Origin of the sequence: Marinibacterium sp. SX1 (assembly GCF_050389775.1) — a bacterium.
Lineage (GTDB): Bacteria > Pseudomonadota > Alphaproteobacteria > Rhodobacterales > Rhodobacteraceae > Marinibacterium.
This window is the reverse complement of record NZ_CP177147.1, coordinates 15,172-37,169: the sequence shown is the minus strand read 5'-3', so window position 1 is coordinate 37,169 and position 21,998 is coordinate 15,172. Positions and strand designations below refer to the sequence as shown.

The following is a 21,998-nucleotide window of genomic DNA, read 5'->3' as shown; positions in this document are numbered from 1 at the left end:
GCCCGGCCTCCGCCGGGTGCGGCGCAGGTCGTTCATTCGGCGGCCGGCAGTTTGGCCTCGACCCCGGTCAGGTCTTCGTAGGCCTTGATCACGGCCGTGCAGCCTTCGTCGCCATGGCCCATGATCGAGGCCAGCGCATAGGTCTGGTGCACCGATTGGGCCATGAAGCCGGGCAGGCCGGCCTGTTCCAGCCATTCGGCGTAGTACCGCACGTCCTTCTGGGCGTTCTTCAGCGACATGTGCGGGGTGAAATCGCGCAACAGGGTCAGCTCGCCATACAGGTCCATCATCCCCGACTTGCCCCCGGCGGCCGAGATGATCCCGATGACCTTGGTCATGTCGAGCCCTTCCTTGGCGGCCAGGGCAAAGCCTTCGCAGAACGAGGCGACATTGGCGAAAGCGATGTAATTGTGGATCAGTTTCAACCGGATGGCATGGCCGGCCGGGCCGACGTGAAAGATGTTCTCGGCATAGGTCTCGAAGACCGGGCGCAGCCGTTCGACCAGCGTTTCCTCGCCGCCGAAGAGGATGTTGACCTCGCCCCGGTCGGCATGGGCCGGGGTGCGGGTCATCGGGGCTTCGGCATAATGCACGCCGACCTCGGCGCAGGCCCGGCGCATCACGTCGACATGTTCGGCCGACACGGTCGTGTGGTCGACCAGCACGTCGCCCGGCGACATCGCGGCCAGCGCCCCGTCGGGCCCCAGGGCGATGCCCTGCACGGCCTCGGCCGTGGTCACGCAGATCATCAGCACGTCGCAGTCGCGCGCCATCTGCACCGGGTCGTCACCGGCCCGCGCGCCCTGTGCAACGGCCGCGGCCACGCGGGCGGCATCCAGGTCCTGCACGGTCAGGTCGACACCCTTGGCCGCCATGTTCTTGGCCAGCCCGCGCCCCATGCCGCCCAGCCCGATCAATCCGATTCTCATGTGGTCCTCCATTTGTGCTCAACAAAGCACCAAAACAGGTTGTCTGACAACCTGTTTTCTTATATCTCATTTGAGAACACTGCCGAAGGCCTGTACTATCGGGGCCTGTATCTGCAATCGCGTCACTGCAACCGGAGGTTGGCATCATGTCTGACGGATCCGCACTCTTTGGCCGCATCGATCGTCCGCGCCGGCTGCCGGACGAGGTGGCCGTGTCGATCATGGGCGCCATCGAAGGCGGCCAGCTGGCACCGGGCGACCGGCTGCCCACCGAAGCCGAGCTGGCCAAGCGGTTCGGCGTGGCGCGCACTGTCGTGCGCGAGGCGATCTCGCTCTTGCGCTACGATGGCATCGTCGATTCCCGGCGCGGGGTGGGGGCCTTTGTGACCGAAACCTCGCAGCGCTCGGCCTTCCGCATCAGCCCGGCCTGTTTCGAGAAACGCAAGCAGATCGTCCAGCTTCTGCAGCTGCGCACCGGGGTGCAGGCCGGGGCTTCGGCCCTTGCGGCCACGGCCCGGACGCCCGAGCAGATGGCCGAGATCGACCGGCTGTTCCACCACATGGCCGAGGCCGATACGCAGGGCCCCGCCGAGGCGCTGGAAGATCGTGTCGATACCGAGTTGCTTCTCTACCGCCATATAACCGAAGCTTCGGGCAATCCGTATTATGCCGAGGTGGTGGCGATGATCGAGGCCAACATACAGAACAACCTGCGGTCGGCCTTTCTGAAGAACGCCGCCGCGTCGGAATTCGGACCCGACATCATGGATGAACACCGCGCCGTGCTGGATGCCCTGCATGCCGGCGATGCCGAGGCCGCCCGCATCGCCACGCGGACCCGGTTCGAACGGGCCGCCGACCGGCTGGCCGCGCGCGCAGACTTTGCCTGAAAGGAACTCCCAGATGAACCAAGCAACGGCCGTCCGCCACGGCGGCGCCCTCCTGATCGACTGCCTCGTGGCGCAGGGGGTCGAACGGGTGTTTTCCATCCCCGGCGAAAGCTTCCTGGCGGCGCTTGACGGGCTTTACGACAACAACATCGACGTGGTGACCGCCCGCCAGGAAGGCGGCGCGGCGATCATGGCCGAAGCGGCGGGCAAGCTGACCGGCCGGCCGGGCGTGGCCTTTGTCACCCGCGGGCCGGGCGCGACCAATGCCAGCGCCGGGGTGCACGTGGCCTTCCAGGACAGCACGCCGATGGTGCTGTTCGTCGGCCAGGTGGCCAGCGACCAGCGCGACCGCGAGGCCTTTCAGGAGGTCGACTACCGGGCCATGTTCGGCCCCCTGGCCAAGTGGGTGGCCGAGATCGACCGGGCCGACCGCATCCCCGAATATGTCAGCCATGCCTTTCACGTGGCCCAGTCGGGCCGGCCCGGGCCGGTGGTTCTGGCCCTGCCCGAAGACATGCTGTCGGGCCCGGCCATCGGCCAGGCCGTGCCGGCGGCCACCCTGCCGTCGGGCGAGGCCGCAGAGCGCGACATCGCGGCGGTGATCGACCGGCTGGCCGCGGCGGAACGTCCGCTGGTCATCGCCGGCGGCGCCAGTTGGAGCGCCGAGGCCGCCACGGCGCTGGGGGAGTTCGCCGAGACCATGGGCCTGCCGGTCGGCGCGTCCTTCCGCTGCCAGGATTTCCTGGACAACCGCCATCCGAACTATGTCGGCGACGTGGGCATCGGCATCAACCCGGCGCTGGCCCAGCGGGTGCGCGATGCCGACGTGATCCTGGCCCTGGGCACCCGCCTGGGCGAGATGACCACCTCGGGCTACACGCTGCTGACCCCGCCGGTCACCCGCCAGGCGCTGATCCACATCCATGCCGACCCGTCCGAGATCGGCCGGGTCTATCGCCCCGAACTGGCCGTGGTCGGCCAGCCCGGCCCGGTGGTGCGCCAGCTGGCCGCCGCCGCCCGCCAACGCGATGGCGGCACCTGGGTGACCGAGGCCCGGGCCAGCTACGAGGCCTGGCAGCAGCCCGAGGAAACCCCCGGGGCGCTGAAGATGGAACAGGTCATTGCCCATCTCAACGCGGCGCTGCCCGACGATGCCATCCTGACCAACGGGGCAGGCAATTACTCGGCCTGGCTGCACCGCTACTACCGCTATCGCGGCTGGCGCACCCAGCTGGCGCCGACCTCTGGCTCAATGGGTTATGGCCTGCCGGCGGCCGTGTCGGCCAAGCTGCACCATCCCGAGCGCGAGGTCATCTGCCTGGCCGGAGATGGCTGTTTCCAGATGGTCATGCAGGAATTCGGCGTGGCCTGTGAACGCGGGGCCAACGTGATCGTGCTGGTCTGCGACAATGGCATGTATGGCACGATCCGCATGCACCAGCAGCGCAACTATCCCGGCCGGCCGTCGGGCACGGCGCTGGCCAATCCCGATTTCGCGGCGCTGGCCCGCAGCTACGGCGGGTTCGGCGCGACGGTGACGGCCACCGGCGATTTCGCCGGGGCGCTGGAAGAGGCGCGGGCCAGCAAGCTGCCGTCCATCCTGCACCTGCGGCTCGATCCGGCGGCGCTGTCGCCCAAGCTGCGGCTGGAAAACACCTGAAACGCGGCGCCGCCCGGATCAACCGGGCGGCGCCTGTCCGGCGAGCGATACCCGAACTGCGGCTTTTGTTGCCGGCAGGGCAAGTGTGGCGGGCCGCCTCCCCATAATGAGACTTATGTTAAAACCCGCCCGCGCCAACGCGGGCAATGGCGGCCTCCTGGTTCAGCGCCCGCCAACCGCCGGATTTTGCGGCAATACCCCCATGTACGGGCCGCCGATCCGGGCGGTTGGCCGGTGGGCTTCGCCCCGGGCGTTGGTGGCCCCGGCCCGGGGCCATATGGTGACCGGACCTGCCGAACCACCGAAAGACCCGCCGCCATGACAGACCGCTTCACCTTCTTCCGCCCGTTCGCCGGCACTGCGGCATGACGGACTGCCTGATCCAGGCCGGGGCCATCCTGTGCGGCACGTCGCCCGAAGGCCAGGCCGAGCTGCGCCACGACATGGCCATCCGCGTTGCCGCCGGCCAAATCGCCGAGATCGCCCCGCTGGACCGGCTGGCCGCCGCGAACCCTGACCTGCCGCGCCATGGCGGGCCGGGCCAGATCGCCATTCCCGGCCTGGTCAACGCCCACCACCATTTCGGCGTGACACCCCTGATGCAGGGCGTGCCCTTTGCGCCGCTGGAACTGTGGCTGCCCCAATTCCGTGCCATGCGCCCGATCCCGCCCCGGCTGGACACGCTCTATTCGGCCATCGAGATGCTGGAAAGCGGCACGACAACCGTGCACCACATCCATTCCGGCATGGCCGGCGGGCCCGAGGAGTGGATGACCACGTCCGATGCCGTGCTGGGCGCCTATGGCGAGATCGGCATGCGCGCTGGCTATTCCTTCATGATGCGCGACCGCAATGTCATGGGCTATGGCCCGGATGCGGCGCTGCTCGACCGGCTCGACCCGGCCCTGCGCGGGTGGCTCAGCACCCAGCTGGCCGCCAGCCGCGTGCCGACGGCCGATTACATGACCTTCTTCCGCGACCTGCGCGCCCGTTGGCAGGCGCGCGCGCCGGAGAAGGTGCGCCTGAACCTGGCCCCGGCCAACCTGCATTGGTGCAGCGACGACAGCCTGCAGATGATCTTTGAAACCGCCCGCGCGGCCGGGGCACAGCTGCACATGCACCTGGTCGAAACCGAACGCCAGGCCGCCTATGCCCGGCGCCACTATGGCTGTTCGGCCGTCGAACACCTGCACCGGCTGGGCTGCCTGGGCCCCGACCTGACCCTGGGCCACGGCAACTGGACCAGCGCGGCCGATCTCGACCTCTTGGCCGAATGCGGCTGTTCGGTCTGCCACAATGCCAGCTCGGGCCTGCGCCTGGGCAGCGGCATCGCGCCGGTCAACGCCATGGTCGAGCGGGGCATTCCCGTGGCCCTGGGCATCGACCAGTCGAACCTGCTGGACGACCGCGACATGAGCGTCGAGATGAAGCTGGTCTGGGCCCTGCACCGCGAGACCGGCCTGTTCAACCGCCGGATCGAGGCCGCCGAGGTCCTGCAGGCCGCCACCGAACATGGCGCGCGCACCGCCGGGTTCGGCGGCCAGGTCGGGCGGTTGCAGCCGGGCTACCGGGCGGATGTCGTGCTGATCGACCGGGCGGCGCTGGAACGGCCGCTGGTCGATCCGGCCACGCCGCTGGTCGACACCGTGCTGCACCGACTGGTGCGCGGGGCGATCGACAAGGTCTTTGTCGACGGCGAGATGGTCGTCGATGGCGGCCGGGTCACGCGGATCGACCGGGCGGCCGTGCTGGACGAACTGCGGGACCGGCTGGCCATGCCGCCCAGCCCGCAGGAACAGCGCAACCGCGACATGGTGGCCGCCCTGATGCCCCATCTCGAAGCGGATCTGCGGGCCGGCGGGCTGGGCGACAGCTATCGGCCCTATCGCTACTCGCGGATTGCCGAACCGGGCTGAGCCGGCTCAGGCCACCTGGGTGACCGAGTAATCCGGCGTGCCGTCCCAGCCCAGGTCCCAGGACGCGCCGGGCCGCACGTTCTGGATGGCCCCGGGGTCGAAACAGACCAGGCAGTGGCCGTCGGGCGCGCGCACCGACGGATAGATCAACCCGCGCGACCCGGCCCGGCGCAGCCCGTCGGCCAGGGCCTGGCCTGCGGGATAACCCACCGCCGGATCGGGATGCAGCGCATCATGGTCGGGCGTGTCGGTCATGTCGTCGAAGTCGCCGATGAAATCGGCATGCAGCTCGACATAACGCGCGGTGTCGTGGAAATGGCCGGCATAGCCCAGCTCGCGCGTGCGGTGAAAGGCCACCTCGGCAATCGAGACCATGACATCCCAGGCGCAATACCAGGCCCCCCGCCCGGCGCCGTTGAACCGGTTGCCTCCTGCGCGGGTATAGGTGAAGGCCGCGTTGACATGGCTGTTGCCATAGACCCGCAGGTCGGCCTTGCGCCGGTGCCAGGCCAGTTCGCGGGAATCCAGGTGCGGGCTGCGGCCGCGTTCGGCGACCAGCCGGGCGCTGGTCATGCCTTCGATTTCGGCCAGGATCTCGGCCTCGTCATCGCTGTCGACCAGCCCGCGCAGGACCGGCGGCTTGTGGTAGGTGGCGGGCAGAAGGCGGATCAGGCCCCGGACCGACAGGCTTGTCGATTTCACGCGCCACCCCGCAGGGCATCGAGATGGGTGCGGATGCCCAGGATCTGGGGCAAGCCGCCGTCGATGGCCACGTCGATCGGCCGGGCGCCGCCGAACAAGGGCCCGGCATTGGGCCGCGACAGCCAGCTGCGCGACAGCGGTTCCGAGAAGTAGAGTTCGAGCGCCTTGTAGATGCCGATGACGGCCGACAGGCGCAGCATCTGGTCCTTGGTCAGCTCGCCCTTGAAACCGGGTTTGCGCGCGCGTTTCCAGGTGCTTTCGGACATGTCGGCCAGCCCGGCGGCCTCGCGCACCGACAGGTCCCAGGCCTCGACCGCGCGGGCATAGGCCTTGAGCGCGATGGCTGTGATGTCGGCGCTGTCACGGGTGGGGGCGGTGATCTGCATGGCGTTGCTCCTTGAGGCATCATATGGGTCATATGGCCCGAAAGTAAAGGCCACCTGAATGCATCGCCCCGCATGGCGCCCCGGGGAACGCCACCTCGATGGGCCGGCTCCGGCCGCCAATGCCCGATGACGGGCGTTATACCGAAATTGAACCGCTCCCACACCTGCCCCGGCTTGATCCCGGGGGGCCGAGGGCCGAGCCTTTGCGCGAAGGTCGCGCAAGGGCTGCGGGGTCGGCAGGAGGAACCCCAGGGATGACCCCGGATCAGCATGTGTTGCGCCCAGGTGCCGCGGCCCGCCGCCTGTTGCCGGCCCGCGGGACGTCACCTGTCGCGGATCGCTGGCCATGAGCCCCGAGGACCCCGGCCAACCCGCGCCGCCCGACCGGCCGCCGCCCAGCTCCTCACGCCTGTCCGGGCCGCTGGCGCTGGTGGTCGCCACGCTGGCCATCCTGCTGCTGTCACATGCCGGCCCGTCCTGGCCGGCGATGATCCTGGCCATCCTGGCGGCCCTGCTGCCCCTAGCGCTGGTAACCCTGCGCATCCTGCGCCTGCTGGTGCGCGAGGCCGCCCCGGTGCCCCTGCGGGCTTGCCATCGGGGGGCGTGGCATGCCTTTTGGCAGGATATTCGCCCCGCCATGACCCGCCCCGCCCCGTCCAGCCAGGCCAAGACCCCGCGACGGCCCCCGCCTTTCGCAACCCAACCCGCAACCGGCCGCTGGCCCCGGATCCGTTGATCCCATGCACGACCGCACGACCGAATTGGAGACCCCATGAAACACCTGATCACCGCCATGTCCCTGGCCGCGCTCGGCGCCGGCCCGGCGCTGGCCGATTCCCTGCTGGAAGACACAGTGGCCTTCACCGCCCAGATCTTCCAGATCGACACCGGCGTGCCCGGCCTGGTCATTGCCGTCGTGCGCGGCGATGACAGCGTGGTCTACGGCTTTGGCGAAACGGCCATCGGCAGCGGCATCACCCCAGATGGCGACACCCAGGTCGGGGTCGGATCGCTGACCAAGACCTTCACCGGCCTGTCGCTGGCCCATCTCGTTGCCGACGGCGCGGCCCAGCTGACCGACGTGCCCGGCCCCATTGCCGGTGTCTACGATGCCCTGCCCGAACGCGATGGCGCCCGGATCCGGCTGGTCGACCTGGCCACCCATTCCAGCGGCCTGCCCCGCGAGCTGGACGAACTGGACGGCATCGACAAGTACAGCGACGCGTCCTTTGCCGCCAACCTGGCCGATGACCCGCTGCTGTTCACCCCGGGCCAGGGCATCCTTTATTCCAACGTCGGTTTCGACCTGCTGGGCATGGCCCTGGGCAACATCGCAGGCAAGCCCTACCCCGAGGTGCTGCAGGAACTGGTGCTGGACCCGATCGGCCTGCCCAACACCGGCTATGACCTGGCCGAGGGCGACAATGTCATGACCGGCTACGACTGGAACGGCAATCCGATCGATTTCGCCACCTTCGTGCCCAACCGGGGCGGTGCCTCGTCGCTGCGGACGACGGCCAACGACATGGTGCGCTACCTGCAATGGAACCTGGGCGCATTCGATGCCGACACCGCCGAGATGCAGGCCATCAGCCATGCGCCCTGGGCCATGCGCGACGGGCGTGACCCGGCCTATGGCATGGACGAATCCGGGCACATGGATGCCATCGGCCTGGGCTGGGTCGTCATGATGCCCGAAGGCGACCGGCCGCTGATCCTGCAAAAGGCCGGCGGGGCCGACGGGATCTTCAGCTATACGGCCTTTGCCCCGGCGCGCGGGGTCGGCGTGTTCATGGCCATCAACCAGTTCAACTTTGCCGCCAGCCCGGCCATGGCCGTTGTCGCCAACGACCTGATCGCCGAACTGGCCCCGCGCTGAACCGGCCTGTCTCCGGCCCCGGTCATCGGATCGGGGCCGGCCCAACGGCCCGGGCTTCAGTACGGCAGGCCGATGTAATTCTCGGCCAGCTCGCGCCGGGCGGTTTCGGACTGGGCCAGGTGATCCAGCGTTGCCTTGCGCATCTGGGCCGCAAAGGCATCTTCGCCATCGAACCGGTGCAGCATCGTCGTCATCTGCCAGCTGAACCGCATGGCCTTCCAGATCCGCGCCAGGGCCCGCTCTGAATAGCCATCGATCCCCGTGGTGCCCTGGCCCCGGATCGCCCGGATCAGCGCGTCATGCAGGTAATAGACATCCGAGGCCGCCAGGTTCAGCCCCTTGGCCCCGGTCGGCGGCACGATATGGGCACTGTCCCCCACCAGGAACAGGTTGCCCCAGCGCAGCGGCTCGGACACGAAGCTGCGCAGCGGCGCGATGCTCTTTTCGATCGACGGCCCGGTGACCAGCCGGGCGGCCGCATCCGACGGCAGCCGGGCCGAGAACTCGTCCCAGAACCTGTCGTCTGACCAATCCTCGACCCGGTCCGACAGCGGCACCTGCACGTAATAGCGCACCAGCATCTCGCTGCGCATCGAGGCCAGGGCAAAGCCGCGCGGCGAATTGGAATAGATCAGCTCGTCATGGACCGGCGGGGTTTCCGACAGGATGCCCAGCCAGCCAAAGGGATAGACCCGTTCGAAGGCCCGGCGCCGGTCTTCGGGGATGGTCTTGCGCGACACGCCGTGAAACCCGTCGCAACCCGCGACATAGAGACAGCTCAGCCGCTTGCGCTGACCGTCATGGGTAAAGGTCACATGCGACCGGGTACTGTCGAGGTCGTGGATCTCGACCTCTGAAACCTCGTGCAGGATGGTCGTGCCAAGCGCGTCCTGGGCCGAATACAGGTCGGCCGTGACCTCGGTCTGGCCATAGACCATGACGCTGCGCCCAGTCAGCGCGCGGAAATCGATGTGTACCATCAGGTCTTCGTCGGTCAGGTAACAGCCGTCATGGGAGATGCCCCGGGCGTCCATCCGCGCGCCGACACCGGCCTCGCGGAGCAACTCGACGGTGCCCCATTCCAGGATGCCCGCCCGGATGCGGCCCAGCACATGCGCCCGGGTCGCGCGTTCAAGCACGACGGTTTCGATCCCGGCCCGGTTCAGCAGCTGCGACAGCAACAGCCCCGAAGGCCCGCCGCCGATGATGGCCACCTGGGTCGACATGTCCTGCATCCGGGGTCCTCCTCAAGCCGGGTCGGTGTCTGGCGACAATAGGGGCGGACCGGGGCGGGGCGAATGGACGCGGGCGGCAATGACTGGTACTTTTCGGGCATGACGCAGGCGGCATCCATCCCGGTCTTCACCCTGTTCGGCGAAACCACGGCCTTTCCCGACGTGGTGCATTGCGAACGCATCCACGACCGGGCGGCCCTGCACGGCTGGGTGATCTCGGCGCATCGCCATCGCCAGATGTCGCAGGTCTTTCACATCGAGCGGGGCGAAGCACGGGTGCAGCTGGACGGTGAAACCGGGCGATTGCAGGCCGGAGCCTATCTCTACGTGCCGCCGCAAGTGGTGCATGGGTTCGATTTCGCCCGGGGCACCGAAGGGGTGGTGCTGTCCTTTCCCTCGCCGGTGGTCACGCGGATGGGCCCCAAGACGCCACCCTTCGTGGCCTGGCTGGCCGCGCCCCGGCGCGGGGCGGTGTCGCCCCGGATCGGGCGGCTGATCACCGAGATGACCGAGGCCTATGCCACCTCTGGCACATTTCGCGCACAACGCCTTGTGGCGCTGGCCCATGCCCTGCTGGCCACCCTGGCCGACGAGACCGAACGCCCCGAGCCCGGCGCGCCGGGCGGCGGCGGCCAATTGCAGCGGCTTGACGCGCTGATCGCCGCCCACCTGGCCGAAGGCTGGACGGCCCGCGATTACGCGCTGGCCCTGCATGTGACGACCGGGCACCTGAACCGCGTGGTGCGCGGGGCGACGGGGGCCAGCCTGACGGCCTACCTGGAAACCGCGACGATGACCGAGGCCTGCCGGCTGATCGCCTTTACCCGCCTGCCCCTGGCCGAGATCGCCTTTCGCCTGTCCTATGCCGACCCGTCCTATTTCTCGCGCCGGTTCCGCGCGCGGATGGGCGAGACGCCGACGGCCTATCGCCGGCGGGTTCAGGTGGCGTAGGCCGCTCGGGTCGCCACAGCGTCAGCAGGCCCAGGCCAGATGGCGTGGGCCGACCCGGGCTAGGACAAATCGACGGCCTCGGTGATGCCGCTGTCTTCCAGGTGCCAGCGGGCGGTGACCACACCGGCGCGGCGGTCGATCACCAGGAAATTCCGTTCGGCCACGTAGCGGCGGGTCTGCCCGGGCAGGGGCAGGATGCGGATCGGGCTGTCGGGCAGCGGCGCCTCGCCGAAACGGGCCAGCAGGCCAAGCGCCGTGGCATAGGCCGCAGGCGGCGCGGGATGGGCGATGCCCGAGGCCACCAGCTGGATCACCGCGCCTTCCGGGGCGTCCATCCGGGCGCGGGTGGCCAGGTGGATCTCGCCCGAGACAACCGTCACCGGCCCGGCCCGGCGAAACCGCCGCATCTGCTGCAACATCCGCCGCCATTCCTCGCGATGGGCGTGGCTCTGCCATTGGTCGCGCAGGTCGTCTTCGTATTTCTGCATGCGCGGGATCAGCGTCAGCAGTTTCTCGACCATCGACAGGCGCGGGCCCAGCAACGGCACGCTGGACACCATGATCGTGTGATCGCCGGGCCGCGGCGCGGTCTCCTCGACCAGCGCCCAGCCTTCGGGGCCCATCACCCGGTGCCGCCGCCGCTGCGAGCGCAGGTCGGGCGCCAGCAGGGTCAGCCCGGGCAGGTGATAGCGCCAGCCCAGGTTCGCCCCCGTGGCATCGGGCATCAGCGCGGGCAGATCGGCTTCGGTCATGGCCTGCTGGAACAGCAGGTACATCCGCCGGGCCACGGTGAACAGCACGCGGGCCACCGGGTTGTCGGTCACCCGGTCCTTCAGCGACCCCCAGCCGTCACAGATGTCGTGGTCGTCCCAGATCGACAGGCTGGGCACTTCGGACAGGATGCGCGCGGTGCCCGGCGCCACGGCCAGGCGCATGTAGCGGTCGACAAAGCTGCGTTCGAGATGGGTTTCGAGATCGGCCAGCGCCTCGGGCGAGGGATTGCGCGCCAGCCCCGACGGCCAGTCGTCGGTCAGCGGGTGGCCGTCGGTCACCTCGTCGGCATAGATCTGGTCACCGCCCTGCAGCAACAGGCCCATCGGCGCGCGCTCATGCTCCGCGACCAGCCGCATCCACATGGCGTTGCGTTCCTCGGGGTCGCGGTCGAGATCGCCATGTTCCTCGCCGTTGCAGGACACGAAGGCCAGCCGCAGATCACCGTCGAACCGGGTGACAACCGGAAAGAACCGGCCCTCGAATTCATAGCCGGCCACGTCGGGGGTCAGGGTCAGCGCATAGCGCCAGAAGCGCAGGCCTTCGAAACTGTGGATGCATTCGGGCGCATGGTCGGTCCCCGCCACGGTGATCGCGCCCGGCGGCGTCGCGCCCGGCCGGGCGACCAGCGCATGCAGCGACAGCTGCGCCCCGTTTTGCGCCCCCTCTTCGGCTCCGGTGATCCCGCGCCAGTACAGAACCGGCGTCCGGTTGCCCTCTGCCCAAGTTGTCATGCCCATATCGTCACGCCCGTATCGTCCCCGTTCCCCTGCCCGCCCCCTTGCAGAGATAAGGCGGATGCCGCGATTGCAAAACCGGCAGCCGGGCCAATGTGTTCCGGCCGGCCGACGGAAGCGAAGGGCGCGCGGGGCGCCCTTCGCTCTTGGCTTACAGGGTCCGGCGCAGCAGCGCGTCGAGCGACAGCCGCCCGGCGCCGCGCAGGGCGAAATAGAAGGTCGCCGCCGACCAGATCAGCGACAGTTCGGCCCCGCGATAGCCCTCGGCCTTGACCACCCAGTGGAAATAGACCGTGACCAGCAGGATGACCGTCGTGGCCGCCCCGGCCAGCCGGGTCATCAGGCCCAGCACCAGCAGCAGCCCGCCGACGAATTCCGAGATCGACAGGGCCGGCGACCAGAGCCAGCCGGGGTAAAAGCCCAGCCCCTCGACCATGCCCGAGGCGCCAAGGGGGTTCTGGATCTTGGGCCAGCCATGGACCATCAGCGCCACGCCGCAGATGACGCGCAGCCAGGTTTCGGCCAGCGGGGTCAGCGCGGCATAGACGGGGCGGAGGAAGGGAAAGATCAGCCGGTCGGAAGACGGAGTACGGCTGTCGGTGTAAGAAGTGGACATGATGTAACTTTCCTGATCGCACGTGGTTGTGCGGTGTAACGGGATGCAGGCCCCGAAGGGCCGGGTGTCGTGGGGATCAGGAGGTCAGGCGCGTGGTGGACGCCGGGGCGGCAGCGGGGTGCGGCCGCTGTGGCTGTCGGCTTCGAATTGCAGGGCCAGCCGTTGCATGCCCTGCCGATGCGGGGCCGGGCGGGTGCCGTCAAGGATCACGCAGGCCGCACAGGTCTTGCCGTCGATCTGCCGGTCGGACCGTTGCAGCGTACCGGGCGCCGGGCAGACATCCTGGCCGGCCACGGCATCGCCACAGCCACCCGCGGCATGGGCGGCTTGGCCCAGCGGCAGGACGAACAGCAGATGTGCCAGCAGTAGAACGGCCGAAAGGGTCCAGCGGGTCATGCGAAATCCAGTCTGATGACCGCGATCTAATGCCACGCGGGGCCGCTCGCAACCGCGTGATGACCGAAAATGCGCTGGACAGGCGCGGCTGTGCCGGTCCCGGCTTGCCCTGGCCGCATGCAGGGGCGGCGCCCCCGGATGCCGGGCGCGCCGCCTGTTGTCGTAATCGTCGGGCCGTCGCCCGGGCGTCAGTTGCCCGGCACGGTCTCCGGCTTGAACAGGGTCACCAGCTCGTCGCCCACCTTGTCGGCCCATTTGTCGAAGGCCGGCTGGGCAGCGGCGGCAAAGGCTGCCAGCTCGTCGGCGCTCGGCTCATAGACCTCCATGCCCTCGGCCTGCAGCAGGGCGATGCCCTCGGCCGTCTGCTCGCGGGTCAGGGCCTTCTGCCAGTCCATCGCCTCGGTCGCGGCGGCCTGGACCATCTGCTGTTCCTCGGGCGACAGGCCGTTCCATTTCTGCAGGCTCATCATCAGGAAGGCCGGGTCGTAGGAATAATGCCAGGTCGTGATGTAATCCTGCACCTCGTAGACCCGCTGGGGCACGATCACCGCGCCGATCGGGTTTTCCTGGCCGTCAACCACGCCCTGTTGCAGCGCCGAAAAGGTCTCGGTCCACTGGATCTGCTGGGGGTTGGCGCCCAGCTCGGTCATCACGTCGATGAACATCGGCCCGGCAACCCGGATCTTGAGCCCCTTCAGATCGTCGGGACCAGTCACCGGCCGGGTCGAATTGGTCAGCTCGCGAAAGCCGCTTTCGCCCCAGGCCAGCAGCTTGAGCCCGTGGTCTTCCATGATCTCGGCCATGCGCGCCCCGGCCGGGCCGGCCACGGCGGCATCGACCTCGTCGTAGCCCGAGAAGAGATACGGCAGCGAGAACACGGCCATTTCCGGCACGACATTGGAAATCGTGATCGCCGAGGTCACCGAGAAATCCAGCGCCCCCCGGCCCAGCATCTCGGCCTGCTTCAGCTGATCCCCCCCGGTCAGCACGGCATTGGGAAAGACCTTGACCTTCATCTCGCCGCCCGAGGCCTCGGCCAGCAGGTCGGCGAATTTCTGGCCACCCTGGGTGCGGCTGCTGTTCTCGTTGGTTTCCGACGACAGCCGGAACGTCTGGGCCGCGGCCAGCCCCGGCACGGCCAGCAGGGCCAGCGCCGTTGCCGCCGCGATCAGTCGTTGATGTTTCATCCTGGTTTCCTCCCTGGAAGTCTCGGTCACTTAAGCTCAGGCACAGCGGGCGGAAAGCCCTCCGTCCACGATGATGTGGGTGCCATTGACATAGCGGGCGTCGTCCGAGGCCAGGAACAGCGCGGCATGCGCGGTGTCCCAGGCATCGCCCATCTTGCCCGTCGGGCTGGTGCGGTTGCGCGTGGCGATCATGTCGTCGACGTCGCCGCCGTAAGAGGCCGTCAGCGGGGCGCGGATCATCGGCGTGTCCATCAGCCCGGGCAGCACGCAATTGGCCCGGATGCCCCGGTCGGCATATTGCAGGGCGATGTTCTGGGTCATGGCCATGACCGCCGCCTTGCTGGCCGTGTAGGCCACGTAGGGAAAGCCGATCCAGCGCAGCGAGGCCACCGAACCGATATTGACGATGGCACCCTTGCCCTGCGCGTCCATCACCGGCAGCACGTGCTTGCACGCCAGGAAGATGCCGGTCTGGTTGACCTCGACCACCCGCCGCCAGCTGTCCTCCGAAGTTTCCACCGGCCCGCCGGTCTCGGCAATGCCGACATTGTTGTGCAGGATGTCGATGCCGCCCATCTCGTCCCGGGCCTGGGTGGCCAGACGTTCGAGATCGTCCGACGAGGTGATGTCGGCCCGGGCGGCGCTGGCCTCGAAGCCCTCGGCCCGGATCGCCGCGACACAGCGTTCGGCAGCCGCGGCGTCGCGGTCGGCCACGACAACCCGGGCGCCTTCGCGGGCATAAAGCACCGCCGCCGCCTTGCCGTTCGACCAGCCCTCCTCGGGGGCGCCGCCACCGACCAGCAGCACGCGCTTGCCTTCGACCCGGCCCTGGCGCTGCAGGGCGGGCGCGATCCGTTCGACCGTGTTCACAGATTTTCCTCCCGGTTGCGTGTCCACCATGCGGTCAGTCGACCGACGGCAGAGCCGGACGGGCCTTGAAAGCCTCGCCCGGCGCACCTCAGAAGTAGCCACATTGTGGTCAGTCAAATCAAGCTGAATTATTGGGCTTGGCCGGAATTTGCAATTTTCAACGCAATTACAGCCATTTGACACATGACTTCGGCCGCGCCGGCCGACCAAATGGCGGAACATTCCATCCACTATATGGACAGCTTGCGCTCACACCGGCGGCCAGCCGACACCCTGCCCGGTGATTCCCGGCGCCGGAAAACCGGCCGCCCGACAGCAAACCGGCCCGGACCGAAGGATCGGCCGGGCCGGACAGGCATCCGCGAACAGGGGAAGCGAAGCGCGTCTTACTCGGCCGCGCGGGCGGCACGGCGGGCCATGACCTCTTCGGCGGAAGGCGAGGCATGGTCAAAGCAATCGCGGGAATAGGCATAGCCATTGCCGCCCATCCGCCCGATCGCATCCAGCGCCAGGTGGTCCGAGTAATAGGTTTCGAGGTCGATGATGTCTTCGCGCACATGGGCCATGGTGATCGTGCCCAGCACGATCTCGCGCGCCGACGACACCTGCAGCCCCAGGTAGCGGCGACATTCGAAGGACACCGGCGCCTCGGCGATGCGCGGGCAGTCGATCGTCACGCCGGGCACAGCCGTCAGCCCGGCCATCTGCAGCTCGTCCACCTCGGGCGGAAAGGCCGCGGCGGTGGCCGCCATGGCCTCGACATTGGCGTGATCGACGATGTTGACCGTGAAGACCTCGGTCTGGCGGATGTTCTCGGTGGTGTCCTTGAACGCCCGGTCGGGCTTGTTTTCGACGCCCAGGGCCAGGATCGGCGGATCGGCCGACAGGCAGTTGAAGAAGGAATAGGGCGCGGCATTGACCACGCCATCGGGCGACACGGTCGTCACCCAGGCAATGGGCCGCGGCACGATGGTGCCGATCATGACCTTGTAGGCCTCGCGCGGGGACAGCTGCGAGAAGTCGAGCGCGTGGTGGGTCATTGGGCAAGTTCCTTTCCGTAACGCGAGAGAATGGTCGACACGCTGTCTTCCTGGCGGGTCAGCTCGGCCCGGCCGGCGACCGCGCCCAGGTGATGCGACATCAGGTGGCGGGCGGTGTCGGCATCGCGGGCGCGCAGCGCGGCGATGATCTGGGAATGTTCGTCGACGGCGCAATCGGACGAATGGCTCTTGGCATACATCGCCATGATCAGCGAACAGCGCAGCACGACCTCGGAGACATAGCCGGCCAGCACGTCGTTGCCGGTCAGCCGGGCCAGCAGGATGTGGAATTCGCCGGCCAGGCGAATCGACACCGGCCCGTCCTTGCCGCGCACCGATTCCTCGGACCGCACATGGGCTTCCAGCTGGTCAAAGCCGGTTTCGGGCATGCGCTCGACGAGCAGGCGGATGACCTCGGCCTCAAGGCAATGGCGCACCTCGAAGATCTGCTTGGCCTCGTCCAGCGACGGCTCGGCCACAAAGGCCCCGCGGTTGCGCCGGGTGATGACCAGCCCTTCGTTTTCAAGGCGCACCAGGGCGTGGCGCACGATGGTCCGGCTGACGCCGAACTGGTCGCCCACCGTGTCCTCGGGCAGGCGCATGCCGGGCTTGAGGGCCTGTTCGATGATCGCCCGCCGCAGCAGGTCGTGCACCGTGTCGCTCAGCGTAGTCTTTTCTTTGTCACTCATGGGGGTCCGGCGCTCGGGTGCTCGGTGGATGCTCAGATTTCCTGCATACAGGTAGAGTATCCAAATTTTTCTGTCAATTGGATACAATCTTCTTGCCAGATTGCATTTCATACGACATGCCTATCGCATCGTATCCAATTCTTGCGATTCCGAAAGACAATCTGACAGAACGTCACCGCCGGGGAGCGACCATGACACCCAGACATCTTCTGCTAGCATCCGCCGCCGCGCTGGCCCTTGCCGGGTCCGTGCAGGCCGAGAACGTCCTGAAATGGGGGGCAAGCCGGGATATCGGCTCGCTGGATCCCTATTCCTATGGCGACAGTTTCACGATCAACGTGCTCAACCACGTCTACGAAGGCCTGGTGCGCTATAACCAGGACCTCAAGATCGAACCGGCCCTGGCGACCGGGTGGGAGATCCTGGATGACCAGGTGACCTGGCGGTTCACCCTGCGGCCCGACGTGACGTTCCACAACGGCAATGCATTCACCGCCGAAGATGTCGTGGCCTCGCTGGAGCGGGTCAGCGACGATGCCTCGCCGCTCAAGGGCAACCTGCCGGCCTATGTGTCGTCGCAGGTGGTCGATGACCTGACCGTCGACATCACGCTGAACGGCACCTATCCGCTGCTGCTCAACGACCTGACCAACATCCATATCTTCGACAAGGACTGGCTGGTCGAGAACGGCGCCGAAAAGCCGACCGACATCGGCGCGGGCGTCGAAGGCTACGCGACCTACAACGCCAACGGCACCGGGCCGTTCAGCGTGGAAAGCCGCCAGCCGGACGCCAAGACGGTCTTTGTCGTGAACCCGGCCTGGTGGGACGAGCCCCGCCACAACCTGGACCGGATCGAGCTGACGCCGGTGACCTCGGCCGCGACGCGGGTGGCCGCGCTGCTGTCGGGCGAGATCAACTTCACCGAGGCCGCCCCGGTGCAGGACCTGCCGCGCCTGGCCGCCGCGCCGGGGGTCGAAGTGCTGGAAGGCGTCGACCTGCGGACCGTGATGATCGGCTTCCCGTTCCGCGAGACGCTGGTGTCGGGCGAGGCCAATCCGTTCACCGATCTCAAGGTGCGCGAGGCGCTCTACAAGGCAATCGACCTCGACCTGATCCACCAGAAGGTCATGCGCGGCAAGTCGCGGGTGGCCGGGGCCACCGTGGCGCCGCCGATCCCGGGCTATTCCGAGGATCTCGACACCCTGCCCGGCTTTGATCCCGATGCCGCCCGGGCGCTGCTGACCGAGGCCGGTGTGCCCGAGGGGCTGGAGTTCGAGTTCAACTGCCTGAGCGACGGGCTGGTGAACGAGGAACAGTTCTGCCAGGCCATCGCGGCGATGTGGACGCGGCTGGGGCTGGCGCCCAAGCTGGATGTCGGGCCGCGGGCGGTGCAGACGCCCAAGCGGACCAATGGCAACACCGATGTCTACACGCTGGGCTGGGCAACGCTGCCGATGCTCGATGCCTATTCGCCGCTGCTGCAGATCTTCCATTCCAAGGAAGGCAATTCGGGCGTGTTCAACTGGGGCGGCTGGTCCTACCCGGAACTGGACGCGCTGGTGCAGGCGGCCGGCAAGGAGCTGGATGTCGACACCCGGCTGGACCTGGAGAACCAGGCGCTGAAGATCGTCAAGGACGAGATCATCATGATCCCGCTGCACCAGCAGCCGATGGCCTGGGCGGTGACCGACGAGGTGGCCGAGATGCCGCTCTTCCCCGACAACAAGCCGCGGCTCTGGTACGCGCGCACCGGATCGGGCAGCTGATCCGACCCGCAAGGCAGGGGATCGGATCGCCCCTGGCGATCCGACCGAGGCGGGGGGCAAGCCCCCCGCACCCCCCTTGAGGTACTTGACCCAAGAAGAAGAGGCGGCCGGCCGCCTTTTCCCAAGCGCTCCAGCCAGCAGGAACCGGACATGCTCGCCTTTCTCATCAAGCGCCTGGCCAACGCGGCCTTTGTCATGCTGTCGGTGGCCTTTCTCGCCTTTGTGATCTTCCGTTTCTTCGGGGACCCGGTCGAGATGATGGTCAACGAACAGGCCACCCAGGCCGACCGCGAGGCCCTGCGCGAACGGCTGGGGCTGAACGACGGTTTCGTCACCCAGTACACGCGGTTCGTGACCAATGCCGTGCAGGGGGATTTCGGGATTTCCTATCGCAACCAGCAGGATGTCATGGTGCTGATCGGCGAGCGGTTCCCGGCAACGCTGGAACTGGTCATCGTGGCCACGCTGATTTCGCTGGTGGTGGGCATACCCCTTGGCGTGATCACGGCCATCCACCGCGACAGCCGATTGGCCGACACCCTGCAGCTGGGGTCGATCGTGGGCGTGTCACTGCCCAGCTTTGTCGTGGGCATCCTGCTGATCCTGGGCTTTTCGGTGACCCTGGGATGGCTGCCGGCCTTTGGCCGGGGCGAGACGGTGGACATCGGATGGTGGTCGACCGGCCTGCTGACCCCCGAGGGCCGCCGGGCGCTGATCCTGCCGGCGGTGTCGCTGTCGACCTTCCAGATCACCCTGGTCATGCGCCTGGTTCGGGCCGAGATGCTGGAAACCCTGCGCGCCGATTACATCAAGTTCGCCCGGGCCCGGGGCGTGCCGGCCGGGCGGGTGCATTGGCGCCATGCCCTGCGCAACTGCCTGATGCCCGTGATCACCCTGACCGGCATGCAGATCGGCAACCTGATCGCCTTTGCCCTGGTGACCGAAACGGTTTTCCAATGGCCGGGCATGGGCCTGCTGTTCATCCAGGCCGTGACCTTTGTCGACATCCCCGTCATGGCCGCCTACCTCATGCTGGTCTCGTTCATCTTCGTCACGCTGAACACATTTGTCGACATCACCTATGCCTGGCTCGATCCGCGCCTGCGCGACGATGCCGCCCGCGCCGGGGCGACGGGCTGATCATGGCCCTGCCCGCCCGCCAGACCACGCCCCAGCCCGACCGACCGGAGGCCCAGATGACCGAGATTGCCGACCAGACCGCCGCCAGCCCGACCCTGGCCCGCACCCCGCGGGGGCCGAGGGCCCGCCTGCAGGGGCTGGTCGACAGCGACCTGTTCCATTCCTTCCGCAGCCATCCCTCGGCGGTCTTTGCCGCCGCCCTGCTGGCCCTGCTGATCCTGACCGCCGTGCTGGCCCCGGTGATCTCGCCCCAGGATCCCTATGACCTGGCCGCGCTGGAGTTGTGGAATTCCGAGATCCCGCCGATCTGGCAGGCCGGCGGCCAGTGGCCCTATCTGCTGGGCACCGACGTGCAGGGCCGCGACATCCTGTCGGCCATCCTCTACGGGTCGCGGATCTCGCTGATCATCGGCTTTGCCTCGGTGCTGCTGTCGCTGGCCATCGGGCTGAGCCTGGGCCTGGTCGCGGGCTATCTTGGCGGGTGGATCGACAATGTCATCATGCGCGTGGGCGACATCCTGCTGTCGATGCCCTTCATCCTGATCGCCATCCTGATCTCGGCCATGGCCGGGGCCGCCCTGCCCCCGGCGCTCAAGGACATCATGGCCGCGCCGATCCTGATCTTTGCCATCGCCGTGCCGTCCTGGGTGCAATATGCGCGCACCGTGCGGGCCTCGGCCATGGTCGAGCGCAAGAAGGAATATGTCCAGGCCGCCCGGCTGATCCGCGTCCGGCCCTGGCGGATCATGCTGCACCACATCCTGCCCAACACGCTGACCCCGATCATGGTCGCCGCCACGCTGAGCTTTGGCCTGGCCATCCTGGCCGAGGCCACGCTGTCGTTCCTGGGCGTGGGCATGCCGCCCGACCAGCCGTCGCTTGGCACGCTGATCCGCATCGGCAACGAATACCTCTTTTCCGGCCTCTGGTGGATCGTCGTCTTTCCGGCCGTCCAGCTGTGCCTGATCGTCCTGTCGGTCAACATGATCGGCGACTGGCTGCGCGATGCGCTGAACCCCAAACTGAGATAAGTCATGCTTTTGAAGAATGTCCGCCCGATGGGCGCCGCCCCCACCGACCTGCTGATCGCCGACGGCCGCTTTGCCGATCCGGCCACGGCCGGCACGCCCCCGGCCGAGGTCGTCGATTGCGGCGGGCGCATCCTGATCCCCGGCCTGGTCGAAGCCCATACCCATCTCGACAAGTCGCTGCTGGGCCTGCCCTGGTATCGCAACGAGGTCGGCCCGCGGCTGATCGACAAGATCACCAACGAGCGCGAGGTCAAGGTGTCGCTGGGGCTTGATCCCCAGGTCCAGTCGGAACGCCAGGCGATCCGGTCGATGGCCTATGGCACGACCCAGATCCGGTCGCATGTCGATGTCGACACCCATCACGGGCTGGCCGGGATCGAAGGCGTCATGGCCACGCGCGAAAAGCTGAAGGGGTATGTCGACATCGAGATCGTGGCCTTTCCGCAATCGTCCATGATGCCCCGCCCCGGCACGGTCGAGCTGATGGACGAGGCGCTGAGCCTGGGCGCCGATGTGGTCGGGGGCATCGATCCCTGCGGCATCGAACGCGACCCCAAGGGCCACCTGGACGCGGTGTTCGCCCTGGCCGAGAAACACGGCAAGCCGGTCGACATCCACCTGCATGAACGCGATGCGATGGGCGGGTTCTCGATGGAAGAGATCATCGCGCGGACCCGGGCGCATGGCATGCAGGGCAAGGTCACGATCAGCCATGCCTTCTGCCTGGGCGCGGCCGAACGCGATTACGTCGCCGGGCTGCAGGAACAGCTGGCCGAGACCCGCATCCACATCGCGACCACCGCCCCGGCCTCTGCCCCGGTGCCGCGCGTCAAGGAACTGGCCGAGCTGGGCATCCTGACCTGTGGCGGCAATGACGGCATCCGCGACACCTGGGGGCCCTATGGCAACGGCGACATGCTGGAACGGGCGATGTTCATCGGCCTGCGCAACAACCTGCGCCGCGACGACGAGGTCGAGCTGGCGCTTGATATCTGCACCCATGGCGGGGCACGGGTGATGGACACCGAAGATTACGGGCTGGAGATCGGCTGCCGGGCCGATGCCGTGCTTGTCGAGGGCGAGACCCTGGCCGAGGCCGTGGCCATGCATGCCCCGCGCAAGCTGGTGCTGAAGGCCGGGCGGATCGTGACCCGGGACGGCGTGGCCGTGATCGAGGCGCCATGAGCGGGGCCGGACAGCGCGA

At 67.9% G+C, this 21,998-nt stretch carries 21 protein-coding genes; 10 read left to right on the top strand and 11 right to left on the bottom strand.

Annotated features, from left to right (window positions below):
* Positions 1 to 32 precede the first annotated feature (32 nt).
* A complete protein-coding gene (locus tag ACK3BB_RS23935) occupies positions 33 to 929 on the bottom strand; it encodes an NAD(P)-dependent oxidoreductase (protein ID WP_428929356.1) in 897 nt (298 codons plus the stop codon).
* A gap of 146 nt (positions 930 to 1,075) precedes the next feature.
* Between ACK3BB_RS23935 and ACK3BB_RS23930 the strand changes: the two genes are divergently transcribed.
* The 3 genes from ACK3BB_RS23930 (at position 1,076) to ACK3BB_RS23920 (ending at position 5,395) form a co-directional block, all read left to right on the top strand.
* Positions 1,076 to 1,819 (top strand): FadR/GntR family transcriptional regulator, encoded by a 744-nt coding sequence (locus tag ACK3BB_RS23930; RefSeq protein ID WP_428929355.1) that lies wholly within the window; start codon positions 1,076 to 1,078, stop codon positions 1,817 to 1,819.
* A gap of 13 nt (positions 1,820 to 1,832) precedes the next feature.
* Positions 1,833 to 3,479, top strand: a complete 1,647-nt coding sequence (locus tag ACK3BB_RS23925; RefSeq protein ID WP_428929354.1) for a thiamine pyrophosphate-binding protein — start codon at positions 1,833 to 1,835, stop codon at positions 3,477 to 3,479.
* Between the two features lie 365 nt (positions 3,480 to 3,844).
* Complete coding sequence (locus ACK3BB_RS23920; protein ID WP_428929353.1) at positions 3,845 to 5,395, top strand: amidohydrolase family protein; 1,551 nt, start codon at positions 3,845 to 3,847, stop codon at positions 5,393 to 5,395.
* Positions 5,396 to 5,401: 6 nt separating this feature from the next.
* Here ACK3BB_RS23920 and ACK3BB_RS23915 read toward each other — a convergent pair whose 3' ends face one another.
* Entirely contained in the window at positions 5,402 to 6,097 is a 696-nt protein-coding gene (locus ACK3BB_RS23915) for an RES family NAD+ phosphorylase (RefSeq protein WP_428929352.1), read from the bottom strand.
* Positions 6,094 to 6,483, bottom strand: a complete 390-nt coding sequence (locus tag ACK3BB_RS23910; RefSeq protein WP_428929351.1) for an antitoxin Xre-like helix-turn-helix domain-containing protein — start codon at positions 6,481 to 6,483, stop codon at positions 6,094 to 6,096. Before ACK3BB_RS23910 ends, ACK3BB_RS23915 begins: the two co-directional genes overlap by 4 nt.
* Before the next feature lie 346 nt (positions 6,484 to 6,829).
* Between ACK3BB_RS23910 and ACK3BB_RS23905 the strand changes: the two genes are divergently transcribed.
* A complete protein-coding gene (locus tag ACK3BB_RS23905) occupies positions 6,830 to 7,219 on the top strand; it encodes a hypothetical protein (RefSeq protein WP_428929350.1) in 390 nt (129 codons plus the stop codon).
* A gap of 36 nt (positions 7,220 to 7,255) precedes the next feature.
* Complete coding sequence (locus ACK3BB_RS23900) at positions 7,256 to 8,362, top strand: serine hydrolase (protein WP_428929349.1); 1,107 nt, start codon at positions 7,256 to 7,258, stop codon at positions 8,360 to 8,362.
* A 56-nt stretch (positions 8,363 to 8,418) separates the two neighbouring features.
* Here the strand turns inward: ACK3BB_RS23900 and pobA are convergent, their stop codons facing one another.
* Positions 8,419 to 9,588, bottom strand: a complete 1,170-nt coding sequence (pobA, locus tag ACK3BB_RS23895) for a 4-hydroxybenzoate 3-monooxygenase (protein WP_428929390.1) — start codon at positions 9,586 to 9,588, stop codon at positions 8,419 to 8,421.
* Between the two features lie 72 nt (positions 9,589 to 9,660).
* Between pobA and ACK3BB_RS23890 the strand changes: the two genes are divergently transcribed.
* Complete coding sequence (locus ACK3BB_RS23890) at positions 9,661 to 10,548, top strand: helix-turn-helix domain-containing protein (protein WP_428929348.1); 888 nt, start codon at positions 9,661 to 9,663, stop codon at positions 10,546 to 10,548.
* 59 nt (positions 10,549 to 10,607) lie between these two features.
* Here ACK3BB_RS23890 and ACK3BB_RS23885 read toward each other — a convergent pair whose 3' ends face one another.
* From ACK3BB_RS23885 to ACK3BB_RS23855, 7 genes are all read right to left on the bottom strand, one after another.
* Positions 10,608 to 12,053 carry an alkaline phosphatase D family protein gene (locus tag ACK3BB_RS23885; protein WP_428929347.1) on the bottom strand — a complete coding sequence of 482 codons (1,446 nt, stop codon included), beginning with the start codon at positions 12,051 to 12,053 and terminating at the stop codon, positions 10,608 to 10,610.
* A 154-nt stretch (positions 12,054 to 12,207) separates the two neighbouring features.
* Positions 12,208 to 12,672, bottom strand: a complete 465-nt coding sequence (locus ACK3BB_RS23880) for a DoxX family protein (protein WP_428929346.1) — start codon at positions 12,670 to 12,672, stop codon at positions 12,208 to 12,210.
* Positions 12,673 to 12,756: 84 nt separating this feature from the next.
* Complete coding sequence (locus tag ACK3BB_RS23875; protein WP_428929345.1) at positions 12,757 to 13,068, bottom strand: hypothetical protein; 312 nt, start codon at positions 13,066 to 13,068, stop codon at positions 12,757 to 12,759.
* A gap of 188 nt (positions 13,069 to 13,256) precedes the next feature.
* Positions 13,257 to 14,255, bottom strand: a complete 999-nt coding sequence (locus ACK3BB_RS23870; RefSeq protein WP_428929344.1) for a DctP family TRAP transporter solute-binding subunit — start codon at positions 14,253 to 14,255, stop codon at positions 13,257 to 13,259.
* A gap of 36 nt (positions 14,256 to 14,291) precedes the next feature.
* Positions 14,292 to 15,125 (bottom strand): SDR family NAD(P)-dependent oxidoreductase, encoded by an 834-nt coding sequence (locus tag ACK3BB_RS23865; protein ID WP_428929343.1) that lies wholly within the window; start codon positions 15,123 to 15,125, stop codon positions 14,292 to 14,294.
* Positions 15,126 to 15,511: 386 nt separating this feature from the next.
* The gene (locus ACK3BB_RS23860; protein WP_428929342.1) at positions 15,512 to 16,165 is read right to left on the bottom strand and encodes a flavin reductase family protein; all 654 of its coding nucleotides are present in this window, start codon (positions 16,163 to 16,165) and stop codon (positions 15,512 to 15,514) included.
* Positions 16,162 to 16,854: a GntR family transcriptional regulator gene (locus tag ACK3BB_RS23855; RefSeq protein ID WP_428929341.1), complete on the bottom strand. Its 693-nt coding sequence runs from the start codon at positions 16,852 to 16,854 to the stop codon at positions 16,162 to 16,164. The genes ACK3BB_RS23860 and ACK3BB_RS23855 overlap by 4 nt, the downstream gene beginning before the upstream one ends.
* 191 nt (positions 16,855 to 17,045) lie before the next feature.
* Here ACK3BB_RS23855 and ACK3BB_RS23850 point away from each other — a divergent pair, with 191 nt between their 5' ends.
* The 4 genes from ACK3BB_RS23850 (at position 17,046) to ACK3BB_RS23835 (ending at position 21,979) form a co-directional block, all read left to right on the top strand.
* Entirely contained in the window at positions 17,046 to 18,623 is a 1,578-nt protein-coding gene (locus tag ACK3BB_RS23850) for an ABC transporter substrate-binding protein (RefSeq protein ID WP_428929340.1), read from the top strand.
* Positions 18,624 to 18,773: 150 nt separating this feature from the next.
* The gene (locus tag ACK3BB_RS23845) at positions 18,774 to 19,763 is read left to right on the top strand and encodes an ABC transporter permease (protein WP_428929339.1); all 990 of its coding nucleotides are present in this window, start codon (positions 18,774 to 18,776) and stop codon (positions 19,761 to 19,763) included.
* 65 nt (positions 19,764 to 19,828) lie between these two features.
* Positions 19,829 to 20,794 carry an ABC transporter permease gene (locus tag ACK3BB_RS23840; protein WP_428929389.1) on the top strand — a complete coding sequence of 322 codons (966 nt, stop codon included), beginning with the start codon at positions 19,829 to 19,831 and terminating at the stop codon, positions 20,792 to 20,794.
* Between the two features lie 3 nt (positions 20,795 to 20,797).
* The gene (locus ACK3BB_RS23835) at positions 20,798 to 21,979 is read left to right on the top strand and encodes an amidohydrolase family protein (RefSeq protein ID WP_428929338.1); all 1,182 of its coding nucleotides are present in this window, start codon (positions 20,798 to 20,800) and stop codon (positions 21,977 to 21,979) included.
* Positions 21,980 to 21,998: the final 19 nt, after the last annotated feature.

Bases quoted from the DNA above. Each gene is read 5' to 3' on its own strand.
- ACK3BB_RS23905 (WP_428929350.1), top strand. From the start codon at position 6,830: ATGAGCCCCGAGGACCCCGGCCAACCCGCGCCGCCCGACCGGCCGCCG.
- ACK3BB_RS23835 (WP_428929338.1), top strand. From the start codon at position 20,798: ATGCTTTTGAAGAATGTCCGCCCGATGGGCGCCGCCCCCACCGACCTG.
- ACK3BB_RS23920 (WP_428929353.1), top strand. From the start codon at position 3,845: ATGACGGACTGCCTGATCCAGGCCGGGGCCATCCTGTGCGGCACGTCG.
- ACK3BB_RS23935 (WP_428929356.1), bottom strand. From the start codon at position 929: ATGAGAATCGGATTGATCGGGCTGGGCGGCATGGGGCGCGGGCTGGCC.
- ACK3BB_RS23855 (WP_428929341.1), bottom strand. From the start codon at position 16,854: ATGAGTGACAAAGAAAAGACTACGCTGAGCGACACGGTGCACGACCTG.
- ACK3BB_RS23885 (WP_428929347.1), bottom strand. From the start codon at position 12,053: ATGACAACTTGGGCAGAGGGCAACCGGACGCCGGTTCTGTACTGGCGC.
- ACK3BB_RS23850 (WP_428929340.1), top strand. From the start codon at position 17,046: ATGACACCCAGACATCTTCTGCTAGCATCCGCCGCCGCGCTGGCCCTT.
- ACK3BB_RS23925 (WP_428929354.1), top strand. From the start codon at position 1,833: ATGAACCAAGCAACGGCCGTCCGCCACGGCGGCGCCCTCCTGATCGAC.
- ACK3BB_RS23930 (WP_428929355.1), top strand. From the start codon at position 1,076: ATGTCTGACGGATCCGCACTCTTTGGCCGCATCGATCGTCCGCGCCGG.
- ACK3BB_RS23845 (WP_428929339.1), top strand. From the start codon at position 18,774: ATGCTCGCCTTTCTCATCAAGCGCCTGGCCAACGCGGCCTTTGTCATG.
- pobA (WP_428929390.1), bottom strand. From the start codon at position 9,588: ATGTCGACCCAGGTGGCCATCATCGGCGGCGGGCCTTCGGGGCTGTTG.
- ACK3BB_RS23900 (WP_428929349.1), top strand. From the start codon at position 7,256: ATGAAACACCTGATCACCGCCATGTCCCTGGCCGCGCTCGGCGCCGGC.
- ACK3BB_RS23910 (WP_428929351.1), bottom strand. From the start codon at position 6,483: ATGCAGATCACCGCCCCCACCCGTGACAGCGCCGACATCACAGCCATC.
- ACK3BB_RS23875 (WP_428929345.1), bottom strand. From the start codon at position 13,068: ATGACCCGCTGGACCCTTTCGGCCGTTCTACTGCTGGCACATCTGCTG.
- ACK3BB_RS23890 (WP_428929348.1), top strand. From the start codon at position 9,661: ATGGACGCGGGCGGCAATGACTGGTACTTTTCGGGCATGACGCAGGCG.
- ACK3BB_RS23870 (WP_428929344.1), bottom strand. From the start codon at position 14,255: ATGAAACATCAACGACTGATCGCGGCGGCAACGGCGCTGGCCCTGCTG.
- ACK3BB_RS23880 (WP_428929346.1), bottom strand. From the start codon at position 12,672: ATGTCCACTTCTTACACCGACAGCCGTACTCCGTCTTCCGACCGGCTG.
- ACK3BB_RS23860 (WP_428929342.1), bottom strand. From the start codon at position 16,165: ATGACCCACCACGCGCTCGACTTCTCGCAGCTGTCCCCGCGCGAGGCC.